The 23,279-nt window shown below is 44.1% G+C and carries 22 protein-coding genes; 10 read left to right on the top strand and 12 right to left on the bottom strand.

Annotated features, from left to right (window positions below):
- Positions 1 to 23: 23 nt before the first annotated feature.
- The 3 genes from CHI14_RS04345 to CHI14_RS04355 all read right to left on the bottom strand — a co-directional run bounded on the left by CHI14_RS04345 (position 24) and on the right by CHI14_RS04355 (position 2,081).
- Positions 24 to 737 carry an SDR family oxidoreductase gene (locus tag CHI14_RS04345; protein ID WP_095287198.1) on the bottom strand — a complete coding sequence of 238 codons (714 nt, stop codon included), beginning with the start codon at positions 735 to 737 and terminating at the stop codon, positions 24 to 26.
- A gap of 35 nt (positions 738 to 772) precedes the next feature.
- Complete coding sequence (locus CHI14_RS04350; protein WP_095287199.1) at positions 773 to 1,333, bottom strand: NAD(P)H-dependent oxidoreductase; 561 nt, start codon at positions 1,331 to 1,333, stop codon at positions 773 to 775.
- A 169-nt stretch (positions 1,334 to 1,502) separates the two neighbouring features.
- Positions 1,503 to 2,081, bottom strand: a complete 579-nt coding sequence (locus tag CHI14_RS04355; RefSeq protein WP_095287200.1) for a TetR/AcrR family transcriptional regulator — start codon at positions 2,079 to 2,081, stop codon at positions 1,503 to 1,505.
- 378 nt (positions 2,082 to 2,459) lie between these two features.
- On the opposite strand from CHI14_RS04355, the gene CHI14_RS30735 reads away from it, so the two are divergent.
- The 3 genes from CHI14_RS30735 to CHI14_RS04365 all read left to right on the top strand — a co-directional run bounded on the left by CHI14_RS30735 (position 2,460) and on the right by CHI14_RS04365 (position 4,208).
- The gene (locus CHI14_RS30735) at positions 2,460 to 2,861 is read left to right on the top strand and encodes an alpha/beta fold hydrolase (RefSeq protein WP_349290351.1); all 402 of its coding nucleotides are present in this window, start codon (positions 2,460 to 2,462) and stop codon (positions 2,859 to 2,861) included.
- Between the two features lie 6 nt (positions 2,862 to 2,867).
- Positions 2,868 to 3,320 (top strand): alpha/beta fold hydrolase, encoded by a 453-nt coding sequence (locus CHI14_RS30740; protein ID WP_349290352.1) that lies wholly within the window; start codon positions 2,868 to 2,870, stop codon positions 3,318 to 3,320.
- A gap of 300 nt (positions 3,321 to 3,620) precedes the next feature.
- Positions 3,621 to 4,208 carry a hypothetical protein gene (locus tag CHI14_RS04365; protein ID WP_095287201.1) on the top strand — a complete coding sequence of 196 codons (588 nt, stop codon included), beginning with the start codon at positions 3,621 to 3,623 and terminating at the stop codon, positions 4,206 to 4,208.
- A 134-nt stretch (positions 4,209 to 4,342) separates the two neighbouring features.
- Here CHI14_RS04365 and CHI14_RS04370 read toward each other — a convergent pair whose 3' ends face one another.
- Both CHI14_RS04370 and CHI14_RS04375 read right to left on the bottom strand, forming a co-directional pair.
- Complete coding sequence (locus CHI14_RS04370; RefSeq protein ID WP_141236633.1) at positions 4,343 to 4,969, bottom strand: hypothetical protein; 627 nt, start codon at positions 4,967 to 4,969, stop codon at positions 4,343 to 4,345.
- 169 nt (positions 4,970 to 5,138) lie between these two features.
- Positions 5,139 to 5,888 carry a gamma-glutamyl-gamma-aminobutyrate hydrolase family protein gene (locus CHI14_RS04375; RefSeq protein WP_095287203.1) on the bottom strand — a complete coding sequence of 250 codons (750 nt, stop codon included), beginning with the start codon at positions 5,886 to 5,888 and terminating at the stop codon, positions 5,139 to 5,141.
- A 247-nt stretch (positions 5,889 to 6,135) separates the two neighbouring features.
- Between CHI14_RS04375 and CHI14_RS04380 the strand changes: the two genes are divergently transcribed.
- Positions 6,136 to 6,825, top strand: a complete 690-nt coding sequence (locus tag CHI14_RS04380; protein ID WP_249280994.1) for a DUF421 domain-containing protein — start codon at positions 6,136 to 6,138, stop codon at positions 6,823 to 6,825.
- Positions 6,826 to 6,910: 85 nt separating this feature from the next.
- Here the strand turns inward: CHI14_RS04380 and CHI14_RS04385 are convergent, their stop codons facing one another.
- Positions 6,911 to 8,110 carry an MFS transporter gene (locus CHI14_RS04385; protein WP_170948017.1) on the bottom strand — a complete coding sequence of 400 codons (1,200 nt, stop codon included), beginning with the start codon at positions 8,108 to 8,110 and terminating at the stop codon, positions 6,911 to 6,913.
- A 234-nt stretch (positions 8,111 to 8,344) separates the two neighbouring features.
- On the opposite strand from CHI14_RS04385, the gene CHI14_RS04390 reads away from it, so the two are divergent.
- Positions 8,345 to 9,214: a helix-turn-helix domain-containing protein gene (locus CHI14_RS04390; RefSeq protein WP_095287205.1), complete on the top strand. Its 870-nt coding sequence runs from the start codon at positions 8,345 to 8,347 to the stop codon at positions 9,212 to 9,214.
- 121 nt (positions 9,215 to 9,335) lie between these two features.
- Here the strand turns inward: CHI14_RS04390 and CHI14_RS04395 are convergent, their stop codons facing one another.
- Both CHI14_RS04395 and CHI14_RS04400 read right to left on the bottom strand, forming a co-directional pair.
- The gene (locus CHI14_RS04395; RefSeq protein WP_249280995.1) at positions 9,336 to 11,321 is read right to left on the bottom strand and encodes a methyl-accepting chemotaxis protein; all 1,986 of its coding nucleotides are present in this window, start codon (positions 11,319 to 11,321) and stop codon (positions 9,336 to 9,338) included.
- Positions 11,322 to 11,685: 364 nt separating this feature from the next.
- Positions 11,686 to 12,609 carry an ArsR/SmtB family transcription factor gene (locus CHI14_RS04400; RefSeq protein WP_095287207.1) on the bottom strand — a complete coding sequence of 308 codons (924 nt, stop codon included), beginning with the start codon at positions 12,607 to 12,609 and terminating at the stop codon, positions 11,686 to 11,688.
- A 176-nt stretch (positions 12,610 to 12,785) separates the two neighbouring features.
- Here CHI14_RS04400 and CHI14_RS04405 point away from each other — a divergent pair, with 176 nt between their 5' ends.
- Positions 12,786 to 14,276, top strand: a complete 1,491-nt coding sequence (locus CHI14_RS04405; protein ID WP_095287208.1) for a glycoside hydrolase family 43 protein — start codon at positions 12,786 to 12,788, stop codon at positions 14,274 to 14,276.
- A 151-nt stretch (positions 14,277 to 14,427) separates the two neighbouring features.
- Here the strand turns inward: CHI14_RS04405 and CHI14_RS04410 are convergent, their stop codons facing one another.
- Entirely contained in the window at positions 14,428 to 15,468 is a 1,041-nt protein-coding gene (locus CHI14_RS04410) for an NAD(P)-dependent alcohol dehydrogenase (RefSeq protein WP_095287209.1), read from the bottom strand.
- Positions 15,469 to 15,763: 295 nt separating this feature from the next.
- Between CHI14_RS04410 and CHI14_RS04415 the strand changes: the two genes are divergently transcribed.
- Entirely contained in the window at positions 15,764 to 16,177 is a 414-nt protein-coding gene (locus CHI14_RS04415; RefSeq protein WP_095287210.1) for a MerR family transcriptional regulator, read from the top strand.
- 52 nt (positions 16,178 to 16,229) lie between these two features.
- Here CHI14_RS04415 and CHI14_RS04420 read toward each other — a convergent pair whose 3' ends face one another.
- From CHI14_RS04420 to CHI14_RS04430, 3 genes are all read right to left on the bottom strand, one after another.
- Complete coding sequence (locus CHI14_RS04420) at positions 16,230 to 16,553, bottom strand: hypothetical protein (RefSeq protein ID WP_095287211.1); 324 nt, start codon at positions 16,551 to 16,553, stop codon at positions 16,230 to 16,232.
- Positions 16,554 to 16,631: 78 nt separating this feature from the next.
- Complete coding sequence (locus tag CHI14_RS04425) at positions 16,632 to 18,143, bottom strand: response regulator (protein WP_095287212.1); 1,512 nt, start codon at positions 18,141 to 18,143, stop codon at positions 16,632 to 16,634.
- Between the two features lie 18 nt (positions 18,144 to 18,161).
- Positions 18,162 to 19,925, bottom strand: coding sequence for a cache domain-containing sensor histidine kinase (locus tag CHI14_RS04430; RefSeq protein WP_095287213.1), 1,764 nt, complete (start codon positions 19,923 to 19,925; stop codon positions 18,162 to 18,164).
- 209 nt (positions 19,926 to 20,134) lie between these two features.
- Here CHI14_RS04430 and CHI14_RS04435 point away from each other — a divergent pair, with 209 nt between their 5' ends.
- The 3 genes from CHI14_RS04435 to CHI14_RS04445 all read left to right on the top strand — a co-directional run bounded on the left by CHI14_RS04435 (position 20,135) and on the right by CHI14_RS04445 (position 23,222).
- Positions 20,135 to 21,448 (top strand): ABC transporter substrate-binding protein, encoded by a 1,314-nt coding sequence (locus CHI14_RS04435; protein ID WP_095287214.1) that lies wholly within the window; start codon positions 20,135 to 20,137, stop codon positions 21,446 to 21,448.
- A 69-nt stretch (positions 21,449 to 21,517) separates the two neighbouring features.
- Positions 21,518 to 22,390 (top strand): carbohydrate ABC transporter permease, encoded by an 873-nt coding sequence (locus tag CHI14_RS04440; protein WP_095287215.1) that lies wholly within the window; start codon positions 21,518 to 21,520, stop codon positions 22,388 to 22,390.
- A 1-nt stretch (position 22,391) separates the two neighbouring features.
- A complete protein-coding gene (locus CHI14_RS04445) occupies positions 22,392 to 23,222 on the top strand; it encodes a carbohydrate ABC transporter permease (RefSeq protein ID WP_095287216.1) in 831 nt (276 codons plus the stop codon).
- The last annotated feature ends 57 nt before the right edge of the window (positions 23,223 to 23,279 follow it).

The following is a 23,279-nucleotide window of genomic DNA, read 5'->3' on the forward strand; positions in this document are numbered from 1 at the left end:
CCGCAATATGCGGCTTTAATGATTTACCAAGGAAGCTGACTATCCATATAGTAAAAGCTGCCTGTTGGACCGTCTTCAGACAAGGTAGCCAGACGCACAGCCGTTTTGGCACCTTCCTCTGGGGATAGCTCTGCCTTTTCACCACCCATCTGTGTTTTAACCAAACCGGGATGTACGGAATTCACTTTAAGATTCGTTCCTTGCGCTTTCTGAGCCCAATATGCTGTCAGCATGTTCAATGCTGCCTTGGATGCAGAATATGCAGGTGTGGCAATCCGCTGTGCAAGCTCATTGGTCAGCAGAAATTGTATGGAACCGAGAGCACTGCTCTGGTTGACGATTCGACCAGCCTCACTTTTCAGAAGCAGAGGCATTAATGATTCTGTGAGATAATAAGGACCAAATGTATTGACCTCAAAGGTATCACGCAGTGCATCGCCTTCGTAATCCTCTTTTTCAGCCCATACCCCTGCATTATTAATCAGGATATCCAACCGACCATACGTGTCACTAATCCATCTGGTTACCTTCGCAATATGCTCCGAATCCGTCACATTCAGCTGTACACCCACGGCTTCGATGCCTTCCTTGCTTAATTCGTTTGCTGTTTCATCAGCTGTTGCTTGGTTGCGTGCGGCTACCAAAACCGTAATGCCTAATTCCCCGAGCTGTCTTGCAACCTCATACCCAATTCCTTTGTTCGCTCCAGTTACCAATGCAATTTTATTGTTTGTCATTTTTTTGTTCCTCCTCTGAAATTTTACGATTATTATTATTTGTTAATGGTGACCAAACCCGATGTTTGCACATGTCTTACACTTCTTAGATGATCCACGTAAGCCTCTTGGCTAATGGCGATCTGCTCATCAGTGATATGATTGGCGTTATGGATAGCAAATGGCGGCAGATAATGGGCCCCGACATAGTTGGCGAGCGCCTCCATTGGTTTTGCAATATCCCGAATTGTAAACAGATTGTATCCACCGGGCTGATATGAAGCTGCAGTGCCTGCTGTTGAAATTGCGATGCCGATCTCTTTTCCTTTCAGATGCTCCCCTCCCGGGCCGAATGCCCAGCCGTATGCGAGCACCTCGTCGAACCACTGCTTCAAGAGTGGGGGTGTGCTGTACCAATATAAAGGGTATTGGAAAATAATCCGGTCATGACGTTCCAGCAGTCCTTGCTCATGGGTCACATCGATTGATTTATCTTGATAAAACTCATCCAGCACATGTACGGTCGTATCCGGCTGCTCCCTCATGGTATCAGCCAATGCCCGGTTAATCCGTGAATTTTGTAAATCCGGGTGAGCTACAATAATTAATGTTTTCATGTTTAAACACTCCTTAATTTTTATATGAGAATGATCGTTCTAAAAATAGCGCAAAAAGAATGCTCTGTATTTGGTTAAGGCAAGAGCTCGCTCCTGCACTTAACCATCCGCCGTTGCTTTTATTGAGTATGACCATTCTAATATCCCGACAAGACGAAACTACTTCATCTTATTTTTCTAACAACAGCATGCTCGTTGTGGAAATACGCTCCAGCTTTTCCTTAGGCACTGATGTCCGGGCCATTACCCTTATCCCAATTAAAGCATTATGCAGGTACTCCGCTAATTCTTGTGCGCCATACTGGCTTGAGAACTCCCCATTTTCTTGCCCCCAGGTGACGATCTCCACAAGAAGATGCTCCACTTTTTCAAAGGCCCCAACCGCTTTGGCATCTACAACTTCATCCCGGCAAGCCATTTCCACTGCAGAATTCACAAACATGCATCCAGGTGGCTCACCCTCTTCAGTGCTGCTCATATACTCAAAGATAAAATGAAGAGCTTCCTTGGCCGTTTTCGCTTGCTTGACGCCTGCAGCCAATTTGGCATCAGTACGATTACCGAACCGTTCCATTGCTTTGAAGAACAAGGTACGTTTATCGGTGAACGTATCATAAATGCTTCTGCGATGAATACCCATGTGTTCAACGAGATCACTCATCGACGTTTTCTCATACCCCTGCTCCCAGAACAGCTTCATGGCTTTATCTAAAACTTCGTTTTCCTCAAATTCTTTGCTTCTCGCCATCTCAGGTTCCCTCCCTTCACCAATTGTAATGTGTTTATAACGTTTTAAAGAATATTCTTCAGATGCTCTTAGGTTTGTTTTCCCTGTAAAATCATCCTAACAGATTGAGAACGATCAGTAAAGAATTATTTTTACCGATCGTTCTCAAATTTAGTTTACAGTTATTCCCCCTGTCTTTTCAAGCCATTTATAGATTAATCACCCTGATTCAAAATCTAATTATTTGCTGCTTATTAGCATTCATGAAGATGATACTTTGTTGTTTGCCCAATCAGACATACGTTTAATAGTGATCAACATGACCGTACTATTCAGGTTGTAGCAGAGCCAACTGTATTAGGAAATAGACTTTCTATAAATGGGTAGGAGGAATTTTACATGGGACAATATGTACAAGTTGAGGACAACGTTAAAATTTATATCGAAGATATCGGTCAAGGTGTTCCGGTCATCTTCCTGCACGGCTGGCCAGCCAACCATCTTATGTTTGAATATCAGTATACTTTGCTGGCCTCTCACGGTTACCGCTGCATCGGAATGGATATTCGCGGCTTCGGTAAATCTGATGCGCCTTGGGAAAGTTATTCATATGACCGTATGGCAGATGATCTGCGTGCAGTTATTGATGAACTTCAGCTGGAGAACGCAGCTTTAGTCGGATTCTCTATGGGTGGAGCCATAGCATCTCGGTATATGTCACGTCATAACGGCCACGGTATTAAGAGACTTCTTTTGGCAGGAGCAGCTACTCCCGTTTTTACCCGTCGGCCTGGTATCTAGTATGGGATGGAGCCTGACCAAGTAACAGCGCAGTTAATACATGCTACCTATGAGAACAGACCTGCCATGCTCAACAAATTCGGTTTGAAATTTACCAAAACAAAATCAAATCCGGGTATGCTGGTGTGGCTGGAATCGCTCTGTTATCAGGCATCACACCATGGTACGATCAAAGCTGCTGCTTCATTACGAGATGAGGATCTTCGTGAAGACCTGGCTGCAATACAAATTCCAACGGTTGTGTTCCACGGACAAAAAGACAAAATTGTGGAGCCTGAGTTGGGAGAACTAACCTCACAGAGCATTGCGGGTTCCCGCATCGTGAGATTTGAAGATAGTGGTCATGCCATGCTATTCGATGAACCGGAGAAATTCAACGAAGAATTGTTAACCTTCCTTGATGGAATGAAAATGGAGTATGATCCGTTGAATTCAGTAGAACCGCAGCGCAGCTTGTAATCGATCATATCGAACGAGCTTCATTAATAACCCTTTGGTTGAGTGCAACCAGGGGTTCTTTCTTTTTCTATTTTGGAGGATTCAACTGCGAATCATTCATAATAGAAAAAGTGCTTGTATTTTTCTTAAGGAACGTGAACTTTTTTAAACAATGAGGGTGAGTATATATGAATGCATAGGTAGATAGAAGCAAAGTACGGGGCATGTTTTTATTATTGTGAATTTTTCATATGTTTAAATATTATAAATAGATACAAATTTAACCTTTTACTTATCTTTGGGAATTGGAGGATTTCTTTAATGAATAAACGGTATTATGGTATTTTCTCTGTTGTATTGGCTGTGCTCTTGCTTCAATCTGCTTGTGCAGCATCCGGTGGAGATTCGATGAATGAAATTAACCAAACAAATCATTCAAGCAGCAAAACACCTGTGAGTCAAACACCTACTTCAACTAATGTCTTAACCGAATCGGAGAGACTAATTGACCCCGAAGGATTGGAATTCAAGGAAATTGGAGTGGAAGATTTTAAAAAAGGCGTATTCATTGATTTTGAACGGTACAAAAAAGACTTTTTTAATGATGACATCATTTCAAAGTTCAAAGGCAATCTTGAAGGTATTGTTGAAAATGATAAAGAGAAATTCAAAGTCCATCTCTATGAAGGCTCACGGAAAGAACCACTCTTCTTCGATGAAAAAAACGCTCAGTTTATGTTTAATGATCTGGACCTTCTAGAAAAGATAACCCTTGATGGCCGTGATCAAATTCGGATTGGCGTTCGATATGCCAAAAAACATGAGGATGGAAGTATTGAGAATACAGCTATAACGTATTTCTTCACAAAGAACAAAGAAGGCAATTGGCTTATCGAAAATATTGATTAGATTAGCACTTGATCAGAAGCATTTAATTTTGAACAAAAACATGAAGCAGCTGCCACTGCAGCTGCTTCATGTCCGAAAATAAACTTTAATCTATTCAAATAATTTATATTCAGACGCTACCTTATCACAATCTTCTATTCGTCAAAGCGCAAAGTGAACACAAGAGCCCATTCGGTTTTGCTTAAACTTTCCTCTGATAAGTCTCCTGCAAATAACTGGTTTGAACTTGTTGCATTCATAGCGAATGTATGAACTGGATGATCTGGTGTAAACGTTAAAGTTTCGGTGTTTTGAATCAACGCTCGTCCTTTCAGCTCCGAATTCCAAGGAAGCGTAAACGTAGCTAAGCCTGACCCTGTACTGATTTTAACAATGCATACTTCTTTGTCTTCTTCTGTTTTTATCGTATCAATGGATATAATGACTTCAATTTCATTACTGTTATTCACCTGCTCTTCCGGACTGAAGAACAGGTCCCCTATAGATCCTGCAGAATCTACCTTCACTCCATTCTCCCAGATATCCATATGCAAAGTTGCGCTCGGTTTCACTCCCTCGTATCTTAACTTAAATGCACCGGACATGGTGCCGAGGAAAGGTAGTAATTTTGCCGTTTCTCCTTGAGCCAGATCCACCGGAGTTAATGTGATGCTGTCAGTTATCGATTGGTCAGGTTTAATAGCCTCTGCGCTTTCTGCCGAACAGCCTGTTAGTACAAACAAGAAGATAATTATGTAACGTCTTAATCGCAAATTTTTCACCTCCAATCCGAATGAAGATCAAAGTTTAACGCACTTATTTCATTGTAACATACACTTTTCTCAAAATTATCCAGAATCATGAGTAATATATTCCACAATGTATGTACCTAGGTGAGCCTATAAAATAAATAAAAGCAGTCAATCGCACGGATCGACTGCTTCTACTATTTTATGCTGTTATCTCGTCAATATCGATATCATAACCAACGAATGTACAAGAACGAACAAAGGCTGAAAACAACTTTTGGCTATATGAATCTACTGTGTAGCTGTATTCCGGATGCCATTGCACTGCCAGTACAAATTTTTGGTTCGGCATAACCACAGATTCAACAATTCCATCCTCAGCGACTGCAGCTGCTTGTAACTTATTCGAAAGTATTTTGATCCCTTGATGATGGTAACTGTTCACTTTAATCGTATCTGCTTGAATAATGTCATGCAGCAAATTACCTTTTTCAATATGTACATCGTGTACCAGATTCGTATAAGGCGGGCTTTGCTTATGATTAACGGTATTGCTTACTTGAAGCTGTGTAGGAATATCCTGATACAAAGATCCACCCAGTATCACGTTAAACAGCTGTAATCCCCGGCATATGCCGAAGGCAGGCTTATCGAGCTCAACTACTTTCTGAAATAGCAAGGACTCTATTATATCACGTTCAATGCATAACTCCCCGCAGGTTTCTTCTGCATTTTCATGATAAAGCTCCGGATTAATGTCATGTCCGCCCGTGAACAAGAACCCGTCAAACTCATTCGCCAAAGCTACAATGATTTCGAGATTCGTTGTCAACGGCAGCATCACTGGAATTCCACCCGCACTCTCGATTGCGTTCATATAATCTGGAAGCATCCAGTAACTTTTTTTGTTGGAATCATACAGCGGCAGGACTCCGATCATGGGCTTCTTCATTGGTTTACCTCCTAATGGGGTCATTTTCATGTTAATCGCTTTGTGAGAAAACGGAAATCTTTTCATTCATTTTATCATTTCTCCTGATATACAAACTCACCAAATTATTGCATTTTCCTACCCTTTGCCTATCTTAATCCTGCATGCCTTTTATAGATTTAGCTTCACTGGTAAATAATCCAATATGTTATTTATAGAATATCCCGGGTAATGATTAATCAAGATTCCGAACTTGGGAGGGATAGGTATGTTCCTGGAGTTAAGCATCAAACTAGTCATTAGCTTTTTCGGCCTATGGGCCATTGCGTTCATTACCGGCAGAAAAACGCTAAGCCAACTTACACCGCTCGATTTCCTATCCTCGTTGGTGCTCAGTGAGATTGTGGGAAATACGCTGTATGATGATGAGGTCAAGGTATCTCAACTATTATTCGCATTAGCACTCTGGACTGCACTTTCTTACCTATTCGAGAAAGCCACAACGCGATTTGTGAAGTTCGGATATGTCGCGGAAGGGCGAGTCGTACTCTTAATTGATAATGGAGAAGTCAATCAAGGCTTGTTAAAAAAATACGATATTGAATTTAAGCAGCTGCTTTCCATGCTTCGTAAACAGAATGTATTTTCTATTCAGGAAGTGAAATATGCCATCCTGGAAACGGATGGATCGTTATCCGTGCTTCGCAAGCCCGAGTACGAGCCACCTACCGCAGAAGATATGGGTATGGAGACATCACCTGATCGTTTTGCGGTAACCGTAATTGATAAAGGAGAGCTGCTTAAGAAGTCCATGAAAGGTAAAAATATCGATATGGAGATGGTCAGGGTAGAAATTCAAAAGCAGGGCTATGACAATATAAAGGATATCGCCTATGCCGAATATGGTGACGACGGAGAACTATATATCATACCGAAAAGCAGAAATGGTAAAGGTTAATTCAATCAACCTTTGGTCCATTATAAATATAAAGACCAGGTACATGGTAAGCCCATATACCTGGTCTTTTTTAGTACTCATTTATCTACGCAGCGTTAGAAGTGGTCGCTTCATCCGCATTCAACTGAATGGTACGCTGGCATACTCTTGTAATTACAAAAGCCAGCAAAGCTAATGCCACGGCTACCGGAGGCACCCATGCCACACCGCCAAGATTAACGGCAAGTCCACCGACTCCAGAGCCGAGAGCAATGCCCACATTGGCCGCCACAGGCAGCAGTGTGGATGCAAAAGCTTTGGATTCCGGCGCAATCGTTCCAGATACATCAAACAGATATAACTGGGATGCTGCGCTCATTGACGACGACAGACAGCCGATCAGGAGCAGGAACGTCAAACCTAGCCACAGATTGGACACAGCGAAACTCAGTCCGAGGAAAATAACCGCTTGGATGACGAAAAGCCACTTAAGTTTGGGTAGAAAATCACCCTTGGCTATTTTGGCACCGATCCAATTGCTCAGAATGCTGCATGCCCCATAGATCAGGAGTATAGCGCTAATCCAACGTACGGGCACCCCCATAGACTCGCTGAGAAGCGGTGTAATATAAGTGAAAGTGACGAAGATACAGCTGTTACCCAGCACGGGGATTAGGCAGGCTAACAATATGCGAGGCTTCATAAAGAGAGCCATCTGATCGCCAAACGAACCTGTAACGGTAGTCGTGCGGCGTGGAAGGATTCGGAACATGAATACAAACGGAACAACACCGATGCATGCAGTAACAACGAATGTCATCGACCAGTTCAGATGCTGTCCAATAAATGTACCGAGCGGCACACCTAGTACATTTGCGATGGAAAATCCACCTAAAATCCAGGCGATAGCTTCCCCTCTCCGATCCCGATGAACGGCGTCGCTTGCAATTGAGATCGAAAGCGATATCGTAAGTCCGCAAGCAACGGCTGAAACGATGCGAATAGCCATCAAGGAAGGGAACGTTGTTGAGAACACGGTTAATACATTCAGCACAAGTACAATGGCGAATCCAATTAAGATGGAGCTTCTTCTGGAAATATTGGCCAAGGAAGCCACCGCGAATGGTGTCCCCACTGCATAAGCAATAGCGAATCCGGACACTAGGGCACCTGCAGCAGCAAGAGATACTTTCATATAACTCTCAATTTCTTTCAACACTCCCACAATGACATACTCGGTTGTTCCCAGTACAAAGCTGACGAGCGTAAGCGTTAAAATAAGTAGATTTTCTCTAGTTCTGGTCATCAATTTAATTTCACTAATCCTTTCTAATGTTGCAAGCGCTTCAATTCCTAGGACAGCTCCTACTCTATGTATTTTCTGCTTTCCCATCCCTTCGATTTCGATATATAGTACATATTGGATAGTGAAATTGTACTGTCAGACTTGTCAGACGACAATAAAGGTTGTTGTGGATTTGATTCAAAACATGATGTATGTTGTCATTTTTCATCATAGAACCTCGAAGGGAAGACATAGATGGATACACGCCACGAACCCGACAAACTATATGAAGATCAGGATTGTATCATTATTTATGTCGGGAAGCTGGCCGGCAATCCCCAGTGGAGTTTTCCGACGCATAAGCATGACGATTTGCACGAGATTATTTATGTTAATGAAGGCAAAGGATCATTCACCATTGATGGTGCGAAGCACTTGGCCCAAAAGGGAGACCTGCTCATATACAATAGAGGAACACTTCACGAAGAAAAGTCTGACCCCGAATATCCCTTATCCACCTTTTATTGTGGCTTTCGTTTCAGAGAGGATATCCATAGTGATGCCGATTGGGTCGTACCTCCAGGTAGTGAACCAATCATTCGCGCAAACCGGTATTCGGAAGAGCTGCATTCGTTAATGCAGACCTTATTCAGTGAATTCTCCATTCGTGAGGATGGATACGAGCGCATCTCTCAGCATGTGTTGAAAGCCGTACTACTGATCATCGAACGCATGTCCCGCCATCAACAATCTTCTGGACAGATTATACGTAGCAACACGCTTGCTGAGAGTATTAAGGACTACCTGGATACGAACTACCGACAAAACATTAAACTGAAGGAACTTGCTGAACAGTTTCATATCGACTTTTATTACCTGATTCATATGTACAAAAATCGTTATGGCACCTCCCCTTATCATTACTTGATCCAACGACGAATGGGTGAAGCAACCCGATTGTTAGTCTCGACCAAGAAGAAAATATGGGAAATTGCCAAGCTGGTTGGGTATGATAACCCCAATTACTTCACTATTCTTTTTACCAAAACGGTCGGTGAATCCCCGCGAAGCTTTCGCAAGCGAAATCAAAAAGATATGTTTGGGGATACTGCCTCCCATTCATAAAAGAGATATCTCCCTGATCTGGTCCATCCTCAACACACCATCACGGCTACTAAGATAACATGCAACAAGACGCTCCTCATAAGGAGCGCCTTTGTCATTCAAACCTAAACTTATATTTAACTTAGAGCGTGAATCGACGGACCAAGTTTTGCATATTTTCAGCCGTTTTGGATAATTGCACGGATGATGCAGCAATCTCCTCCATGGCCGCCATTTGCTCTTGGGCTGCTGCCGAAGTGGTCTGGGCACTGTCAGCAGACACTTTGGAGATATTGGCCATTTCTGCCACAGAAGCAGAGACTTGCTCCGTACTTGCTGCCAGCTGCTCTGATACAGCAGACACATCCTGGATCTGATCCACGATATGAGCCGTATATTGTTCTATGTTCGAGATGGTAGCTGAAGCCTCGCGGCTAATGCGCATCCCTTCGCCGACTTGATTTCGAACGTTATCATTCATTAGTGATGTGGATTTCTCAATCAGGTCGAACATTTTACCGATGGTTGCGCTAATTTCCTCCGCGCTTTGTTTGGATTGCAAGGACAGCATGCGTACTTCACCTGCAACGACGGCAAAACCTTTTCCATGCTCTCCTGCTCTCGCTGCTTCAATTGAAGCATTAAGTGATAGAAGATTCGTTTGGCGAGAGATATCCGCAATCGCCTCGTTCATTCTACTCGCTTCAGCTGATAGATTAGACAGCTCGTTAATCAATGCTGAGGTTTCCTGGACAGCCACTAGGATGTGCTCCATTTGGTCGCCAACCTGGTTGATGGTTTTCCCACCGTTCGCGACAGCACGCTCTGTCTCTTCAGCCGAATCTACAATGGCACTGGCAGATTCAGCTATGGTACCAATCCCTCTGGCCATCTCTTCCACTGCGTTCGCTGTTTGTTCAGAACGTTCTGCACCAGCGACTGCCCTTTCAGCGGTCTGCTGAATCGTTTCAGCAACATGTTGAACAGAGTTGTTTGTTTGTTCGGTGCTTTCTTGTATCATTTGTGAGGTATGGTTCAGAAGCGACGATGTCTGATTAAGTTCTGTAACGACAGATTGAAGTGAAATGGTCATTTGGTCAAAATCATTGGCCAATATGCCGAACTCATCTTTATTCCTAAGATCAACCCGTTCTGTCAAATTTCCTTCGCGAACACGACGGGTTGCCGTTCTTAATTTTTGCATAGGAACCATGAAGGATCTCAAAATAAAGAATATGATAATGCCAGCCAGCAATGTAGAAATAATAATTACGGTAAGACTAGTGACCAATATTGGTTTCGCAGCTGCAATGAAATCTTCATGCCCCATCAAAGCGATGACATTCCAGCCTGTTAACGCATTAACGCCGTTGTAAACCTCTAAGTCATATTCCAGGTCCGTTCGGACAAATTGGGAGAATGCCATGGGTTCATTAGGACTAGATGCTGTATTGGGATGGACAGGTATACCGTCAATAAGCGCCCCACCAAGCTCTCCTCCACCCCCTTCAACAATCGCACCAGCCCAGGCGGCGATGGTTCGATTGGAGTCGACTATAATCAAACTTCCGTTCCCCCCAACATCCACGTAGGATATCTCTTCTGCTAATGGTGCCAGATCAAGTTTTATGCTTGCTACGCCTTGTCCACTTGATAGAGCCTTGGCTATCTCCACATAAATCTCCCCGGAATCCGAATCTTTCATAATGTTAGAAAAATAGACCGATCCATTATTATTTTTACCATTGGTGTACCAATCTGTACTGCGTGGATCATATGTGGTCTCTCCGATCTCTGGAGAAGCAATAAAGCTGCCCTGATCGTTACCTACAGTAATCGCTAGAATATCAGGATATGTATCTGCTAACTGGTTTAATTCTGCTTGCACTGCTTCAATGTTCACCTGACTGGCATCATCACTTAACAACCGATCTATATAACTTAACAGTTCTGCTTTTGTCCCAACCAGATTATTAATATGCTGTCCTGCCATTGTTAATATGGTATTCATCGGATCTGTCATGCTTTTTTGGACCTGATCCTGTGCACTGTGATAAGAGAAATATCCGATAAGTGCTGTTGGAATGATAAGAACTGTTAGAAAAGCTGCAATGAGCCTGGTGCTCATTAAATGTGAAACAGATGCTAGTCTCTTCATAAATGACACTTTTCTCTTTTTCTTTTTTTCGTTCAAATGGATCTCCCTCTCATCTAAAATTAAGAACAAAACTATATATCGGTATATCTAGTAAATAATTTAATTAATGGTATATATTTTATTTTATTAATAGCTAATATTGCTTTGTAAACGACGTTATTTCATTGATGAGAGCACCCTGGTGCTCAATGTATGGAAGTATGTAAACGCAAAAAAACCCATATATATACATGCTCAAAGAAACGTTGAGCATACATATACACAGGTATTGCCTGATAAAAATCAGTAACAAGCCTTATTTGTTTTGTATTATAGCATAGATAGAACGGGTATGTTAACCATAATTTGGTTTGTCATCAACATATACTCGGATCACAATGTCCTGATCATGGTTACCAAAACCAGATCCATACAACGTTAATCCACCTACATGATCCGACTGTTCTTCAACCGCAAACCTGAGTGTCCAGAACGGTTCACCCAGCTTCACATCATTCAGCGTCACGTCTGACATCCACTCTCCATCTATTGTTGTCCCCGAAGAATCGACTCGAATTGTCTTCAATAGTCCATATTGATTCACGTTGCGATGCCACCATTCCGGTGTATATTTGCCTCGTGCCGCCCTGCCGAAATCCGCCGGACTTGTCCACGTTCCCAGCTCAATGCCATTAAAGGTGAAGGTAATATCTGATGGCCAATCATCTCTTAGACCTGGTGCTTCAGAAGCCAACTCCATGGATATTTCTATAGCATCCGCACTGGGATTGGGATATAGATAATTAGGCGTTTTATACTCCACATAACCTCTCCCGAACCACAGGATGGAAGCTTGGACACGTTCAGGATCCAGGAAGTAGCGAGGATCGTCCCATACCCCAATTTCCTTTTCCCTCGTACCCAAACCGCAAGTGGGATGAATATCAAACGCAGTATAATGACCAACCGAAATGGTCTGTTCCCTCATGTTGGTAACTCTGCTGGCTGCGGGCAGCTCAATTTCGATCTTTTTTTGTTTGAGAAAACACATTTTGTGTGTTCCTCCATTACGCCGGACTCTGCGGCTTCCGATTAATTCGGCTTGTTCCAGTTTTCGAATGTGCATTGTGACAATGGACGGGCTAAGTTTGATCTGTGCGGCAATATCCTTGACACTCATCTCCTGATCGGCGATCAACTCCATAATCCGCCAGCGAACTTCACTGGCCAGCGCATCGTATAAAGGCATAAACCGGGACTCCCCGTTCGATTGAATCATTTTTTCACACTCTCCTGATCACTCTATGAAATCACATTTATATAAATTTAAAGAATATTAATTGAAATGACAAGTCCCTTCTATTGAAATAGACAGTGGGTTGGTGTTTAATTTCAGTAGCTTCCTATTATTAGAATTCTTATTTTTATGAATTTATCATCGAGGTGAAAGAACGAATGAAGTTTAATAATCCCGTCATCAAAGGGTTCTATCCAGATCCAAGCGTATGCAGAGTAGACGATACGTATTACCTGATTTGCAGTTCATTTCAATTCTTCCCCGGAGTACCGATTTTTGAAAGCAAAGATATGATTAACTGGGAACAGATTGGTCATTGTCTAACAAAAACGAGTCAGGTACAGCTCGCACATGTGAACAGTTCAGGAGGCGTATTCGCTCCTACCCTTCGGTATCATAACGGGCGATTCTACATGACAACCACGAATGATACGACCCGCCAGAACTTCTATGTGTGGACAGACGATATCTATGGCGAGTGGTCAGAACCCATATTCGTGGATCAGGGCGGGATCGATCCGGACTTATATTTTGAAGACCAAAAAGCTTACTTTATGAGTAACGGTTCTGACGATTTCGGTGTCTCGGGGATCGTACAATGTGAGATTGAAATTGAAACGGGCAAAAAGCTTACGCCCAGCCGGACAATATGGCAAGGTACTGGGGGACGTTACCTGGAAAGCCCTCATATGTATAAGATCAACGGCCTTTATTATCTGCTGGCTGCTGAAGGAGGCACCGAATACGGTCACATGGAAACGTACGCACGCGGATCCTCTGTATCAGGACCTTTCGAAGCTTATCCTCACAATCCGGTGTTAACCAACCGTAACCTTGGCGGTTATGAGCTGCAGGGTGTTGGTCATGGCGATCTGGTTCAGGATGTAGAGGGAAATTGGTGGCTCTTCCACTTGGGATTCCGGCAGATCGGACAATGGCAGACGTTTCACCATCTAGGCCGCGAAGTTTTTGTAGCACCTGTAACATTCGATGAAGACGGCTGGTTTACAGCAGGTCACAATGGAACGACTTTATTAACATTTGAAACAGACCGGATATCCGAATCTGTCGTTCAGGTGGAGAAGAAGTCATTTACTTTTGACAACACGGAATGGGACAAGGACTGGTGTTATCTCAGACATCCTCATCCCCAGAATTATATGCTGCAATCCAACAAGCTAACGCTTAAAGGAACAGACGTCTCGCTGGATCAACCGGGCACGCCTACCTTCATCGGTATACGACAAAAGGACTTCAATGCCATCATTTCCTGTGATGTTAACCTTACAGACGGAGAAGCGGGCATCACCCTGTATATGGATGAGCACCACCATTATGACCTGGCTATACGAAAAGACGCTGAAGGTTATAAGGTTATCGAGCGCCTTAATATCGGAGATATCAAATCGGTTGAAAAAGAAGTGCATCTCGGAAGCCGTAACCAAGCCACATTGAAGATCCGGGCAACCAATGATCGTTATACCTTTAGCTTGGATACCCAGGGCCAGGAGATTGAATTAGGCAGCGCACATACGAAATACCTATCCTCTGAGGTAGCCGGCGGGTTTACAGGGGTAGTCATCGGTTTATATGCCTATGGCGAAGGGGCTCAGGCAGAATTCTCTGAATTCAAGTGCGACTATATATAAAAGCAGGTCAACAAGTTAAACAATAGAGATTTACATTTCTAACTTTTGACTAACTGCCAGTAAAAAAGCGAGGATGTCCTCAAAGTGAACACTTTGGAGACATCCTCGCAGTCTTATCAAACTAGAACTAGGTTTAATTTTAATTCAGCACTTACATTGTGCTTGTATCAATGACGAATCTGTACTTCACATCCGAAGCAAGAACGCGTTTATAAGCTTCGTCGATTTGATCAGCCGAGATGACTTCAATCTGAGGTGTAATGTCATGTTTCGCACAGAAGTCCAGCATTTCCTGAGTCTCACGGATGCCACCGATCATGGAGCCTGCAAATGAACGACGGTGACCGATGAGAGACATGACGTTAACTGCGAGCGGCTCACCAGGTGCACCTACATTTACAAGTGTACCATCCAGCGTAAGCAATCCGAAATAAGCGTTAATGTCGATATTGGCACTTACCGTGTTAATGATCAGATCGAAGGAACCCGCAAGCTTCTCGAACGTTTCAGCTTCACTTGTGGCGTAATAATGGTTTGCACCAAACTGCAAACCATCTTCCTTTTTATTCAGGGATTGAGACAGCACAGTTACTTCGGCACCCATGGCATGTGCAATTTTGACAGCCATATGACCAAGCCCGCCCATCCCTACAATCGCTACTTTCTTCCCTGGAGCTGCTCCCCAGTGATGGAGCGGCGAGTATGTCGTGATCCCTGCGCAGAGTAACGGTGCAGCGGCATCCAGCGCAATGTTATCCGGAATCCGGACTACGAAATCTTCCGTTACAACGATATGAGTCGAATATCCACCTTGTGTGGGTTCACCGTATTTATCAACGCCAGCATACGTAGGAATATTCCCTTTAAGGCAGTACTGTTCTTCTCCGCGGCGGCAATTTTCACATTCCCCACAGGAGTCAACCATACATCCAACGCCTACTCGGTCACCCACTTTATATTTAGAAACTTCAGTTCCTACTTCTGTGACAATACCTGCAATTTCATGACCAGGAACCAGCGGATAATTCACAGGGCCCCATTCACCGTGAGCCGTATGAATGTCAGAGTGACAAATGCCGGCATATTTGATCTCAATCAGGACATCATGTGTGTCCAGATCGCGTCGTTTGATTTCAGCTGACCGGAACGATTGATCCGGTCCGTCCACAGCACGTGCTTTAGCAGTTATCATCATTGAAACCTCCTAAGATGTCATTTTCCAAGAGAATACACCCATTCAGGGGCAAGAATCACGATTGATACATTGACCAATCATTCCTTCTTTTTCTCTCGCAAAATCATCTTAATCCCTCTAGTTAACTCTAGGTCAAATATCTTTTCTAAATTTTTTTATAGTAATAGTTAAAGATAGTTCTAAGCTCCCTTATTGTCATTGCTGACTTTGACATCCTGTATATACCGTGATAAGATTCCCCACAGAAGCTAGAGTTAACTCGAAGTCTATGCCGTAAGAAAAGGAGATCTGTATGACATATTCGATCAGCGAAGTTGCCAAAGAATTGAATCTCACCGTATATACATTGCGTTATTATGATAAAGAAGGGCTTATGCCTTTTGTCGAACGTACCCCTAGCGGAGTGCGCAAGTTTAAAGAATCCGACATTGATTTTCTGAAAATTATTCAATGCCTGAAACTCACTGGTATGCCGATTAAGGATATCAAGGATTTCATTGAATGGTGTTCCGAAGGCGACTCCACGCTGCAGGAGAGATACGACATGTTCATTGAACGTAAGGCCAGTGTGGAAGCACAAATGGAAGAACTGAGAAAGACCATGGAAGTCATTGAACACAAATGCGCCTATTATAAAACTGCCATCGCTGCAGGAACGGAAGATATCCATAAAAAGAATAAAATGGGTCAATCAGTGACGAATTAAAGAAACACCAAAAACCTAGAATCCATTTAGATCTAGGTTTTTTTGGTGTTTCTTACTGAAAGGTAACGGATTCAATTTGATTGTTCCAGCTAATCACAAATTGAATGGGATCACTGTTCTTTTCAGAGTCCGTCACCGTTCCGGACATATTAAAGGGTGTGGTTTGCTCACTTAAAGCACTGCCTTGCTGAGAGATGTTGGTTCCGGAAACATCATATTTGAAATCGCTAATTTTTGTCTCATCCCCGATATAGACAATTCCATATGAACCTGTGGATCGCTGAAACGAAACATCCCAATGATCCGTCTTGCTGTGTTTAATATCATCAGCCCCACAAGCAACCAACAAAAATAACATAACAACTACACAACCCATTAACGAACCTTTGAATGCTCTAATACAAATCCCCCCTTCTATCTAACTATTACCCAAGAAGGATTATTACAAATTATTCTAAATATCAGGCATCGATTCCTTATATTCCGTAGGGCTGTATCCTGTATACTCCTTGAACACCTTAGAGAAATAATGCTGATCACTGAAGGATAGAAGGTCCGATAATTCCTTAAACTTCATATCAGGTTGCTGTTCCATCAGCCTGCAGGCTTCCTGAATTTTCAGCCGGGTATAATACTGAACAAAAGTAGCTTGCGTTACATTTTTGATCACCCTGCTAACATAAGATGGACTGACGTGAAACTTCAAAGCAATATCGTTGATGGATAAATGGGAATATTTATTAAGCTTGATATACTCGTCCATCTGCTCGAATAAAAGCTCCTTGCTTTTTCGGACATGCGACTGCAGCATATCAAAACACTGCCCTGTCCATTCCTGTAGTTCCTGGCAGAAGTCGGCATATGTCGGTGCTTCCAAGAGCTGTTTGGCCCGATGCTCAAGACCAAGCCTGATTCCCGATCCTTGTTCTTCGTACAAATGAGCGAATGTATCCACCAATAACCCAATGAAACGTTCCACCTCTCTCACATGCACATGCTCCTTTGCCCATCGGTCCAGCAGCTCGGACAGCTTCAGAACGAACCGATCTTTCTGATAAGCCTGTATCATCTGCACAAATGTGGATTCCAAGGCGGAATTCAGACATCCTGATTCCAGCCTGGCCGTCGAAACCGGATTTCCGGTATCGAGTGCTAATCCTTGGTTCAAACGCTGCTGTGCAGACAATATCGACGTTATTTGATGATAGACTTCAGGCACATGTCCCGAATCTGAGGACAGCAGTTGCCCTCCAATCATCGTATCCATTTGATACGTAATCAAATGACGCCGTAATGATTCCAGACATTCATGCATGGAGGAATAAGCAGCAAGCGCTCCCTTGTTTACGAAAACGATATATTGATTCGGCGTTTGACTCTGTAACACACGACAAGGCTGCGGAGCAAAAAGAACCTCCACGGCGCCAAGAAGCGTCTGCTGTGTCCATTGTTCATTCCCTGGTGTAAATGGCTGTTTACGCAAAATGATCATCATCTGAGATAATAGCGATAAATCCTCACCCTTTTGCACTTCAGCATAACAATGAGGGTCGACAATCTCTTGCAAGTCATTCGAATTTTTGGATTTCTGTTCATCAAGCTGGTCAATCACCCGTCTCATGACCTCTTCTAACGCTTCTTGCTCCACCGGTTTCAGCAAATAGTCGAACACCTGCAGGTTGAGCGCTTTTCGTGTATATTCAAAGTCGCTATAGCCACTAATCAGAATCACTTTCAAGTTCGGATTCGCCTTCTTCGCCTGCTCAATCAACGATAAGCCGTCCATCTTCGGCATCCGAATATCGGTTAGCAGCAGATCAACGGGCTCAAGCTGAATAGCAGCCAGGGCATCCTCTCCATTCGTTGCCGTAGCCACCACATGAATGGGCAGGGTAAGCGCATCCAAAAGCATTTTTATATTACGCAGTATTGGTTTGCTATCCTCTACAATCATGATGTTATACATCACATGTCTCCCCTTTGCCTAGTAAAAATCCTTTGTCAGCGAGCCAATGATTTGAATGGTGGCTCCGTTTTCGCCATGTGCGTGATTGTTGAAAATGTTGAAAAAAAGCCGATTGCTATACATGAGTTTAAGCCTGTTGATGCTGTTGAGCATCCCCATATTACCAAGGGACGTTGGATGATTGATGAGATGGTTCTCTCCAGCAGAGGATTCCTGAACCTTCGCGAGGATCTCCTGCATTTTATCAAGTGGGAAGCCTTCTCCGTTATCTTTAATCTCCAGAGCCCATAGTCCGTTATATTGTTTCACCGTAATCTGAATACGCCAAGGCGGTGCCGTATTGGAAAAGGCATGTTCAATGCAATTCTCTACAAAAGGTTGAATGACCAGCCTCGGAAGTCGAATCTCGCTAGCTAATGCGTCGGCATGAATCTCCCACTCCAAATCCTCTTCATACTTTTGCTGTACAAGTGACAAGTAATGTCTGGTATGCTCCAGCTCATCAGCCAAAGTCACATGTGCGTAAGGCGAGGAGACAATATAGCGCAGACTTTCCGAGAGATGTTTGCACATATCCGATACAACCTTGGTCTTTCCCTCCTGTGCTGCGATACTGATGAGATACAGGACGTTGTGTATAAAATGAGGAGCAATTTGAGCTTGCAAAGCCGAATTGCGTGCCATGACTTCTTCATGTAGTGCTGCCTTTTCCCGGTCTATGGATTGCTGTAATCGTTCCATCAAATCCTGAAAAGCTTCATTCAGCAGCAGCAAGTCATTGTTCTTCGGTCTCTCGTCGACCTTCAGACTCATGTTGCTGTAATTGATACGCCAGATCTGACTGCGAAGCTTGCGGATCGGAAGCAGCAAATTGCGTGTGGTCAAGAGGATGTATACAAAAGACACCAGCATCAAGGCTGTAATCAGTAGGATCGACATGCTCTGTACCGAATGGATTGAGCCTAATACCGACTGTTTGGGTGTAACGATATAAGTAATCCATCCGGTGCTGGGGGAAGTCGAATGCGTGACGTAGTTGTTCTGTTTGTCCACGTCCAATCCCTCGTCGGATAACGGTTTGGTCCATTCTAACAAAGTGGTTCCCGATTCCGATCCGGTCATTTGATTACCTTGCTGGTTCAGAATATACACTTCGCCTGCAGCAATTCCCTCAGTGAGTTTTTGGATATACGCCTGATCCATTTGAATACTCAGGTAACCGTACACCTTCCCGTTCTGATCATTGATCGTGCGGACGAAGGAGATCGTATCCTCTTGACGCACCAGAATGAATCCGTTCCCTTCCCACTCTCGTCCATCGCCGCTGGTAGCTACCATATTGCTGAGCATGGCGGGAAGATCTCCACTTCCCAGGTACGAGGTGAGCAGCACCCCTTCCTTGTCATAGATCGTCATGTCCTTCATATTCATACTGGGTCCGATGGCCTGAAACATGATGTCTTTCAGCTTCCGGATCTGATTCAGCCTCTCGTAATTACTGTGAGCCGCGGAACTCTTCTCCATCGTTGCGAAGATATCCTTGCTTGCCAAAATTCGCTGGGACAACTGGTTCTGCTGCTCGACATAGAGATCAACCTGCTCTCTGACCTTAGTCGCTGTCACCAGCATATCCTGCTCCGTTTTTTGTTTGAGCGGGCGGATAACGATAATGTTTACATAAACGATAAAACAGCCCAGCACGAACATCAGCAGGGCCAGAAATGTCAGGAATACCTTCGTTTGCAAACTGAATTGCGTTGTCCGATGTATCAGCTTTATCATCCTTCTAAATGTCCTCCTGTTCCCCCATCATGATGCGTCTCTCAATCATTTATGTCCTACTGTATCATGTGAACGATTGAAATGATAGCGATTTCAAGTTCAGAATATTACACATGAACGTTCAAGCACAGACATGTACCGGGAACAGATAAAAATTTATAATCGAGATTGTAAACGGATTCATTAAACGTTTTAGAGGGGGATTTGCATTGAAGAATCATACAAGAAAAAAAGCAGCATCCATTGTTTTGGCCAGTTTATTATCCATATCATTAACCGCATGCGGATCTGGGGGGAGTGATTCCGGAACAACTGCTGGCGGAGACAGCAAAGGTTCCAAAGTCACACTGGAACTCGCCATCTCCAAAAGCTCGCAGGACTCTGCCTTTATTCAGCAGGACATTCTGGATGAGTTTGAAAAACAGACGAATGTACGTGTGAATCTGCAGCTTATTCCAGCAGAACAAACCACGACCGTGCTGCAAACCAAGCTGGCTGTTGATGAAACGCCTGATATCATTCAATACAACCTGGCGAGCGCTGTGACGGATCTGAACCTGGAACGCAATTTTGAAATTCTGGATAACGAGCCTTGGGCAAGCAGAATTGTGAACAAGGACGTCCTTTCTTCCGGCGGTCATCTCTACAGTTTCCATGTCAGCCAGGATACCGGTATGCAAGGTGTTGTTTACAACAAACAGATCTTTGCAGACCTTGGGTTATCCATTCCGACAAACTACGAGGAGTTTTTGGCTATATGCGAAAAGATCAAGGCAAGCGGCATCACGCCCGTGTTTATGCCTTACAAAGATGCCTGGGCAGCCAACATCTGGCCTGCAGCAGCTTTTGCCGACTTTGCAGCCAAGAATGATCCTACGTTCTTTGATGACCTGAACAGCAATAAGAAAAAATGGTCCGATATTCCGGAGTTCAAAACCTTCCTGGAGCAGCAGTACGAAGTGTACACCAAAGGCTACACCAACACAGACGTGCTTAGTGACAGCTACGATATGGCCGTGGGTAAATTCCTGAACAAGGAAGTCGCCATGATGTTTATGGGGGACTGGTTGATCGAAGGTGTGGCCGAACAGGACCCTAGCATGGAACTCGGCGTATTCCCTATTCCGTCTTCCCAGGATGCGAGTCTGGGCGCGAGTCCACTCGGCGGGCAACTGTTCATTCCGAAGAAATCCAAACATCTGGAAGAAGCCAAACAGTTCCTGGACTTTATTGCTTCGAAGGAAGTTGCTCAGCAGATCGTTGATTCGAAAGGTTATGTATCCAATTTCAGTGACGTAACAACGCCTGAGCTGCCTGCCTATAAACAGGATATTGTAGACAATTACATTACGCCTAAGAAAACGGTGCTAACTACTGATGCTTATATGCTCGTTGACCGCAGTGAACTGTACAGATTGCTGCAGGATCAATTCGCAGGCGGATTAACACCGGAAGAAGTACTGAAGGCGTGGGACGAGAAGTTTAGCCAGCTGATGCAAGACAAAGGTGTGGCCGGTTTCTAAGAAGATAAAAAACCGGGCAGCATAGAATCTTGTTATCTATGCTGCCCGAGCTATAACGGAGCGTGAGACATGAAAAGGGCTAAAAATCTGTATTCGTACTACATGATCTATCCGGCATTGCTGATCTACTCCATCTTTTTCGTTATCCCTGCCATCGCAGGATTCTACTATTCATTTACGGATTGGCGGCTGGATCGACTGGAACTTCAGTTCATCGGCTGGGACAATTTCAAGAAGATCTTCTCTGACAAAACGCTGATTCTGGCACTGCAAAACACGGCGATCTTCGCGATTGTCACTGTCGTTGGCAAAAATGTCATCGGTCTATTGCTGGCCGTGGGACTTAACATGAGATTAAGAACCAAAAATCTGCTGCGTGCCATCTTCTACTCCCCTTCCATTCTGAGCATTCTCGTCATCAGTATTTTGTTTACACCGATGCTGCGAACCGAAGGCACGATTAACAACTTGCTCGAAGCTGTAGGCTTGCACTCATTAAGCCAGGCTTGGTTAACCAATCCGTCCATCGTCATCTGGACCATCGCCATCGTCTCCATTTGGCAAAGTGCCGGATTTCAAATGGCCATCTATCTGGCCGGGCTGCAATCCATTTCCCAGGAATATTACGAAGCTGCTACCATTGACGGGGCCAGCTCATGGAAAAGCTTCTTTAAAATCACGCTGCCACTGCTGCTGCCAGCCATTAATATCAACCTGATGCTGACCCTAATCGGTGGACTCAAAGTATTTTCGGAAGTCTACGTCATGACCGGCGGTGGTCCGGGCAACGCATCTCAGGTTGTGGGTACCATTATTTTGCGCTCCTTCGGTGAAGGCAACTGGGGACTCGGTACCGCAGTCAACACACTGCTGTTCGTCGTTGTCACCATTATCGCCATTCCGCTGCTGATTTTCATGCGTCGTAAGGAGGTTACCGAATAACATGGGCTATACTCGCAAACTTGCCATCCGCAATTACATTGTGGAAGGATTTCTAATTCTGGCCTCCCTGATTGTTCTCCTGCCGCTCGTGATTCTGATCTTCGGTTCATTCAAAACAAGCGCCGAGGTACTCAGCTTCTCTCTTAGTTTACCTGATACATGGCAGTTCTCGAACTACGTACGGGTCTTCGAAGAAGGCGGCCTATCCAGGGCTTTTCTCAACAGTATTTGGATTACTGGCGTATCCTCGGTAATCAATATCGTGGCATCGTCGGCTGCATCATTCATTCTTGCACGCAGAGAAACGAAAGTCTCCGGAGCGATCTATATGTATTTCTTCATGGGACTCATCGCTCCAATGTCGATCATTACAACGATACGGGTAGTACAGGGCTTGGGCTTCTACGGAAGCATTACAAGCGTTATCCTGATCTATGCCGCTCTTAATACGGCATTCAGTGTATTCTTGTACAGTGGTTTTATCAAAACCATTCCAAGAGCGCTCGACGAAGTTGCGTTTCTGGAAGGTGCAAGCGTGTTCGGCGTATTCTTCCGGATCGTCACGCCGCTGATTCTGCCGGTTAACGCGACGGTAGCCATCATGGTGTTCATGTCGGTATGGAATGACATCACGATTCCGGTTTACTTCCTGACAGACAGCTCCACGTGGACGATGCCACTTTCGATCTACAATTTTTACGGCAAGTACAGCCGGGACTGGAATTTGATTTTTGCCAATCTTGTACTGACTTCGCTGCCTGTATTCATCCTGTACTTATTCGGCCAGAAATACATCGTAAGCGGCCTCACGGCTGGAGCCGTCAAAGGCTAATCAGCTCTACAACCGGAGCACACGATGTTTAATTAAACCCAAAGAAACCCATCTAAC

Origin of the sequence: Paenibacillus sp. 7516, assembly GCF_002272715.1 — a bacterium.
In the GTDB taxonomy this organism is placed as follows: Bacteria; Bacillota; Bacilli; order Paenibacillales; family Paenibacillaceae; genus Paenibacillus; species Paenibacillus illinoisensis_A.

Excerpts from the sequence above, each read along its gene's own strand:
- CHI14_RS30740 (WP_349290352.1), top strand. The coding sequence starts at position 2,868 with ATGGAGCCTGACCAAGTAACAGCGCAGTTAATACATGCTACCTATGAG.
- CHI14_RS04380 (WP_249280994.1), top strand. The coding sequence starts at position 6,136 with ATGTTCCTGGAGTTAAGCATCAAACTAGTCATTAGCTTTTTCGGCCTA.
- CHI14_RS04415 (WP_095287210.1), top strand. The coding sequence starts at position 15,764 with ATGACATATTCGATCAGCGAAGTTGCCAAAGAATTGAATCTCACCGTA.
- CHI14_RS30735 (WP_349290351.1), top strand. The coding sequence starts at position 2,460 with ATGGGACAATATGTACAAGTTGAGGACAACGTTAAAATTTATATCGAA.
- CHI14_RS04425 (WP_095287212.1), bottom strand. The coding sequence starts at position 18,143 with ATGTATAACATCATGATTGTAGAGGATAGCAAACCAATACTGCGTAAT.
- CHI14_RS04350 (WP_095287199.1), bottom strand. The coding sequence starts at position 1,333 with ATGAAAACATTAATTATTGTAGCTCACCCGGATTTACAAAATTCACGG.
- CHI14_RS04395 (WP_249280995.1), bottom strand. The coding sequence starts at position 11,321 with ATGAGCACCAGGCTCATTGCAGCTTTTCTAACAGTTCTTATCATTCCA.
- CHI14_RS04385 (WP_170948017.1), bottom strand. The coding sequence starts at position 8,110 with ATGACCAGAACTAGAGAAAATCTACTTATTTTAACGCTTACGCTCGTC.
- CHI14_RS04445 (WP_095287216.1), top strand. The coding sequence starts at position 22,392 with ATGGGCTATACTCGCAAACTTGCCATCCGCAATTACATTGTGGAAGGA.
- CHI14_RS04420 (WP_095287211.1), bottom strand. The coding sequence starts at position 16,553 with ATGGGTTGTGTAGTTGTTATGTTATTTTTGTTGGTTGCTTGTGGGGCT.
- CHI14_RS04400 (WP_095287207.1), bottom strand. The coding sequence starts at position 12,609 with ATGATTCAATCGAACGGGGAGTCCCGGTTTATGCCTTTATACGATGCG.
- CHI14_RS04430 (WP_095287213.1), bottom strand. The coding sequence starts at position 19,925 with ATGATAAAGCTGATACATCGGACAACGCAATTCAGTTTGCAAACGAAG.
- CHI14_RS04375 (WP_095287203.1), bottom strand. The coding sequence starts at position 5,888 with ATGAAGAAGCCCATGATCGGAGTCCTGCCGCTGTATGATTCCAACAAA.
- CHI14_RS04440 (WP_095287215.1), top strand. The coding sequence starts at position 21,518 with ATGAAAAGGGCTAAAAATCTGTATTCGTACTACATGATCTATCCGGCA.
- CHI14_RS04355 (WP_095287200.1), bottom strand. The coding sequence starts at position 2,081 with ATGGCGAGAAGCAAAGAATTTGAGGAAAACGAAGTTTTAGATAAAGCC.
- CHI14_RS04365 (WP_095287201.1), top strand. The coding sequence starts at position 3,621 with ATGAATAAACGGTATTATGGTATTTTCTCTGTTGTATTGGCTGTGCTC.
- CHI14_RS04410 (WP_095287209.1), bottom strand. The coding sequence starts at position 15,468 with ATGATAACTGCTAAAGCACGTGCTGTGGACGGACCGGATCAATCGTTC.
- CHI14_RS04345 (WP_095287198.1), bottom strand. The coding sequence starts at position 737 with ATGACAAACAATAAAATTGCATTGGTAACTGGAGCGAACAAAGGAATT.
- CHI14_RS04390 (WP_095287205.1), top strand. The coding sequence starts at position 8,345 with ATGGATACACGCCACGAACCCGACAAACTATATGAAGATCAGGATTGT.
- CHI14_RS04405 (WP_095287208.1), top strand. The coding sequence starts at position 12,786 with ATGAAGTTTAATAATCCCGTCATCAAAGGGTTCTATCCAGATCCAAGC.